The sequence below is a fragment of the Clostridioides sp. ES-W-0018-02 genome (genome assembly GCF_020658175.1).
Lineage (GTDB): Bacteria > Bacillota > Clostridia > Peptostreptococcales > Peptostreptococcaceae > Clostridioides.
Genome location: NZ_JACVVY010000031.1, coordinates 1 through 4129, shown reverse-complemented (window position 1 = coordinate 4129; position 4129 = coordinate 1). Strand labels below are relative to the sequence as shown.

Below are 4129 nucleotides of genomic sequence, written 5' to 3'. Positions count from 1 at the left end.
CAATTTCAATAGCTTCATACCCCTACCATGTACGATTTTAAACCTATCTTGTCAGTTGTATGTCAGTAACATCACTATATAAGAAAAATTTAAGATACTTTTTTAATGTAATTTTTTTCAGCTACCTACTTTTTTACTAGAACTCATACAAGCCTTTCTAAGCTATTCTAAATTTATTTCAATACTACAACTCATATTTTAAATTCACAACCTTATCAATACTCAATACACAAAAATCTAATTACATGAGTTTAGTATTCATTTTAAACAATTTATTAGTATATATATTTTTTTCTAATGTTCCGAAACAATTTGATACATATATTTTTATATATATATAAGAGTACTAAAAGATATACTAAACGTTATTTATATATAGTACAAATATTAGTTATTACTTATTAAATATATATCTATAATACAAGAATTATATATATGTATTTAATAAGTAATAAAAGATATATAGAAATATGTACAGAGATATAGAGAGATATATAAAGATATGTATGTATATATATATATCTTTAATATTTTAATAACTAATATATTAAATGCTATATAAATACTATGAAAGGAGACTATCAAAATGAATACTAAAGATAAGAAATGTAAAAGATGTCCTTACAGAAAAGAGTATAAAAGACAACTATATGTAGATATTTTTTGTTTAATACTTCAATCAGCTTTAACAGTATCAAGCATAATAAAACTATTCTGTAACTAAAACTAAGTAAGTATATATAACTATGTCCAAGAAGCTTCTTTAAAATGCAGAAACTTTCTTTATCCAAATAACTTGACTAAGCTGCCTAGGTAGAGGCTAAAATTGGACATAGTTACCCTACAAACAAGTGTAGGATAAACTTCCCTTGCCCAGTATATCGGCATTTTATAGGACTAGTACAGTTATAACATCTATTCTTTTGCAACTTAATGCTCTCTATCGTTTCCCCCATAGTAAGATATATAGATGCTCCACAAAGAAACTCCTCCCTCGCTTTTATTTATTGTAGTATCGAGTCACTACTTTCTGCCCTTCCATATAGTACTAGATATATGTATATGCAGTTGGCTAATACCAAGTGTTTAGTCGGCTACCCCTGTACTCTGTCGAGCCATTCGGTTTGCACTAAGTCAAACACACTTCCTTATAAAACTTTTGTGTATTTCTACACTCAAAAAGACTTGTCCAACCATCTGAACAAGTCTGTAAATTTTATCTTTTATCGCTATCTCCTTGATTTTTTTCTCTTCATCTTTTATAATTTATGTATATCTAAAAGAGATAGCAACTATATTTTATGTACTCTATGTTCTGTCAAAACATCTAGTATATAGATTATAGTTAAAAGATTACTAGTTACTTACTATGTTCGAGATAGTTGGTATTAATCCCAATTAATGTCTTCCAAACATTAAAGGGAATAGTAGTCTTTTTTATATTCAATTTTTTAATATAAGTTAATTATAATTCTAGTCATTAAAATTTACTAGTATTTTTCCATAATTTGCTCTATTTTTTGATCTAAAAGTTTTACTGGACTTTGTAGTTTGTTTGTTTTGTGAAAAGTAGGAATGAGTGCAGGGGCTACATTTAAAGCTTCTAACATCTTGAAATATTTCTTTAATTCTTCTTTGCTATACTTTTTCTTTTTAGCATATCTTAGTTCTAAGTATTGCAATAGCTTCTTTTTACTATTTTTTTTCAACTTATTTGTTTCTTTTACTATTTTTTTAGTTTCAAAATAATCATAGAAATCTAGTCTAGTATTGCAGATGAAACGTTTATACTTAGTTAAAACTATATCTCTACATATGTATATATCATCAAAGTATGTTTTAAATGTCCTTCCATATTTTTTGAGTTCGTAACCAGCACATTTAACTTCTAATCTTAAAGTGTTAGTCGCAAGAGCCAAGTCAAGTTGGTTTATATTTATACTACTCTTATACATATCTACTTTACTTTTTAATGTTTTCAGTTGCTCCAGTTTATTGTAAAAATTAATAGTATATGTTTTATTTATGTTACTCTTATAATTATGCTTAGACTTTATGTAAACACTTGTATTTGTATCTATGTTATTTCGATCGACGTAGTTAATATATCTATTATCAGCTTTATCTTTTATAATTTGATTAAATAGCCTCAAATATAAATCTGCGTTTACATTATAAATATTAAATGTTACCTCCATGCTTGCAACTGTAAACTCTAATATGTCTAACTCTATGTTAAATAACTCTTTAAGCTTATTATTTATCTTTTGTCTTATTTCTTCTCTGTAACTATACAAATCATCTATGTTATGTACATGATTACCTTGTTTGAGTAGCATTACAAGCCTACCAGTTACATATATTCTCTCTGAATTTACTGCATATAGAAATCTTACTCCATTCCAAGCAAGTATATAAGATGAAATATATTCAATTACTTCTCCTGTCTTGAAATCTATATATTCATTGTAGTTCTTTTTAAGCTTTAAACTAAACTTACTTGTATCTAGCTTTACATTTTTATATAAGTTAACTCTATCTATCATACCCCACACCCCTTACGAAATCATCATCTGATACAATCATTAATACTATATTTACAGACTAAAAACATGATTGCAAAACAAAAAAATAAACTTTATAACACCATTAATTAAGGGGTAGTTTAACCCTGTAATTTTAAGACTTTTTGTGTTATGGAAATGGAAGGACTATAACAAAATAAAACTTTCTCTATCCTTACATATACCATATACACCCCCCTATAGCTATTACATATAGTATCTTAAACATAATTTACATACAAATAACTCTATAAATATAGAACGTTTGTACGCATTACTATGTCTATTTTTACATACAGACAAAAATTTTTTCTTGATGTGGAAATGGATGTGTTTTTTATGCTACTTCATATAAAATAACAATTTTAATTTTATGGTTGTAGAATGAATGAACAATATTAAAACTTATTAAGTTGCTACTTTTTTTCAGATATATCTATTAAAGCATCAATTAGACTTTCTATAGAGTTAGAATGTATCTCTTCTAAAAATCTTTTCGTTGCAAATACTTTATACTCTTTATTCGTAATAAGTATTATATAATGTTTTATTCTTTTTATTCGCTGAGACGCTAAGAAACGCTTATTGACTAGTCTTGAAAGCAGAGTTAATGTAGTTGTTGCTTTCCAGTTACAACTAGTCTCCATCTCTTCAATTAGTTCTTTTGATGTTACTATATCATTTTTAGCCCAAATAAACTTCATAACTTTTAATTCAGCCTGTGGTATCTTTTGCATGCTTTATATTCCTTTCATGTATAGATTACATATTTTTATCAAATAATAATTATATATATTTTTTACAAGATATTATGTCATTTATTATAGTAATATAGTTTTTATTTGAAATCAGTTTTTTAATCTATTATATTACAACTTTTGAAAGGATACAATGTAATAGAATAATATGAAAGGGAAGTACATATTTATGAAAGAATCTAACGAACTTGATTTTAAATTGATAGGTCAAAGAATTAAAATAGCTAGGATAAAAAAGAGATTAACACAAGAAGCAGTTGCAAATAGAGTAAATATAACGACTCAGCACATGAGCAATATCGAAACTGGAAATTCTAGTGTAAGTTTACCTACATTGATTTCTATCGCCAATGTACTTTATGTAACAATCGATGAGCTATTATGTGATGCAATATTAAACTCTAAAATTATTTTTGAGAATGAGCTAAATGAAATCTTAAAGGATTGTAATGAGTATGAGACAAGATTTATAGTTGATATTGTAAAAGCTTCAAAGAAATCAATGAAAGACTTAAAAATGTTTCAAAATAAAATAGAAAATAGATATTAAATAGATAAAACTTAATTTTAAATATAAAACCTCTGAACATTAGCATTTACAACGTTTAGAGGTCTTTTTATGTTGTCAGTAGTTTTGGCATAAAAGTAAGTATTGTATGCCATAGTTTGCTACCTACTAGCAATTTCAATAGCTTCATACCCCTACCATGTACGATTTTAAACCTATCTTGTCAGTTGTATGTCAGTAACATCACTATATAAGAAAAATTTAAGATACTTTTTTAATGTAATTTTTTTCAGCTACCT

Annotated in this window: 4 protein-coding genes; 2 read left to right on the top strand and 2 right to left on the bottom strand. The window is 26.1% G+C overall.

Annotation, left to right across the window (positions count from 1 at the left end; all coding sequences use genetic code 11):
* Window positions 1–586 precede the first annotated feature (586 nt).
* Window positions 587–724, top strand: a complete 138-nt coding sequence (locus IC219_RS21065) for a hypothetical protein (protein WP_227832029.1) — start codon at window positions 587–589, stop codon at window positions 722–724.
* A gap of 766 nt (window positions 725–1490) precedes the next feature.
* Here the strand turns inward: IC219_RS21065 and IC219_RS21060 are convergent.
* Window positions 1491–2546 carry a phage/plasmid replication protein gene (locus IC219_RS21060; protein WP_227861678.1) on the bottom strand — a complete coding sequence of 352 codons (1056 nt, stop codon included), beginning with the start codon at window positions 2544–2546 and terminating at the stop codon, window positions 1491–1493.
* A gap of 434 nt (window positions 2547–2980) precedes the next feature.
* Window positions 2981–3301 (bottom strand): BlaI/MecI/CopY family transcriptional regulator, encoded by a 321-nt coding sequence (locus IC219_RS21055; protein ID WP_227483914.1) that lies wholly within the window; start codon window positions 3299–3301, stop codon window positions 2981–2983.
* 190 nt (window positions 3302–3491) lie between these two features.
* On the opposite strand from IC219_RS21055, the gene IC219_RS21050 reads away from it, so the two are divergent.
* A complete protein-coding gene (locus tag IC219_RS21050) occupies window positions 3492–3872 on the top strand; it encodes a helix-turn-helix domain-containing protein (RefSeq protein ID WP_227483915.1) in 381 nt (126 codons plus the stop codon).
* The last annotated feature ends 257 nt before the right edge of the window (window positions 3873–4129 follow it).

Bases quoted from the DNA above. Each gene is read 5' to 3' on its own strand.
- IC219_RS21065 (WP_227832029.1), top strand. From the start codon at position 587: ATGAATACTAAAGATAAGAAATGTAAAAGATGTCCTTACAGAAAAGAG.
- IC219_RS21060 (WP_227861678.1), bottom strand. From the start codon at position 2,546: ATGATAGATAGAGTTAACTTATATAAAAATGTAAAGCTAGATACAAGT.
- IC219_RS21055 (WP_227483914.1), bottom strand. From the start codon at position 3,301: ATGCAAAAGATACCACAGGCTGAATTAAAAGTTATGAAGTTTATTTGG.
- IC219_RS21050 (WP_227483915.1), top strand. From the start codon at position 3,492: ATGAAAGAATCTAACGAACTTGATTTTAAATTGATAGGTCAAAGAATT.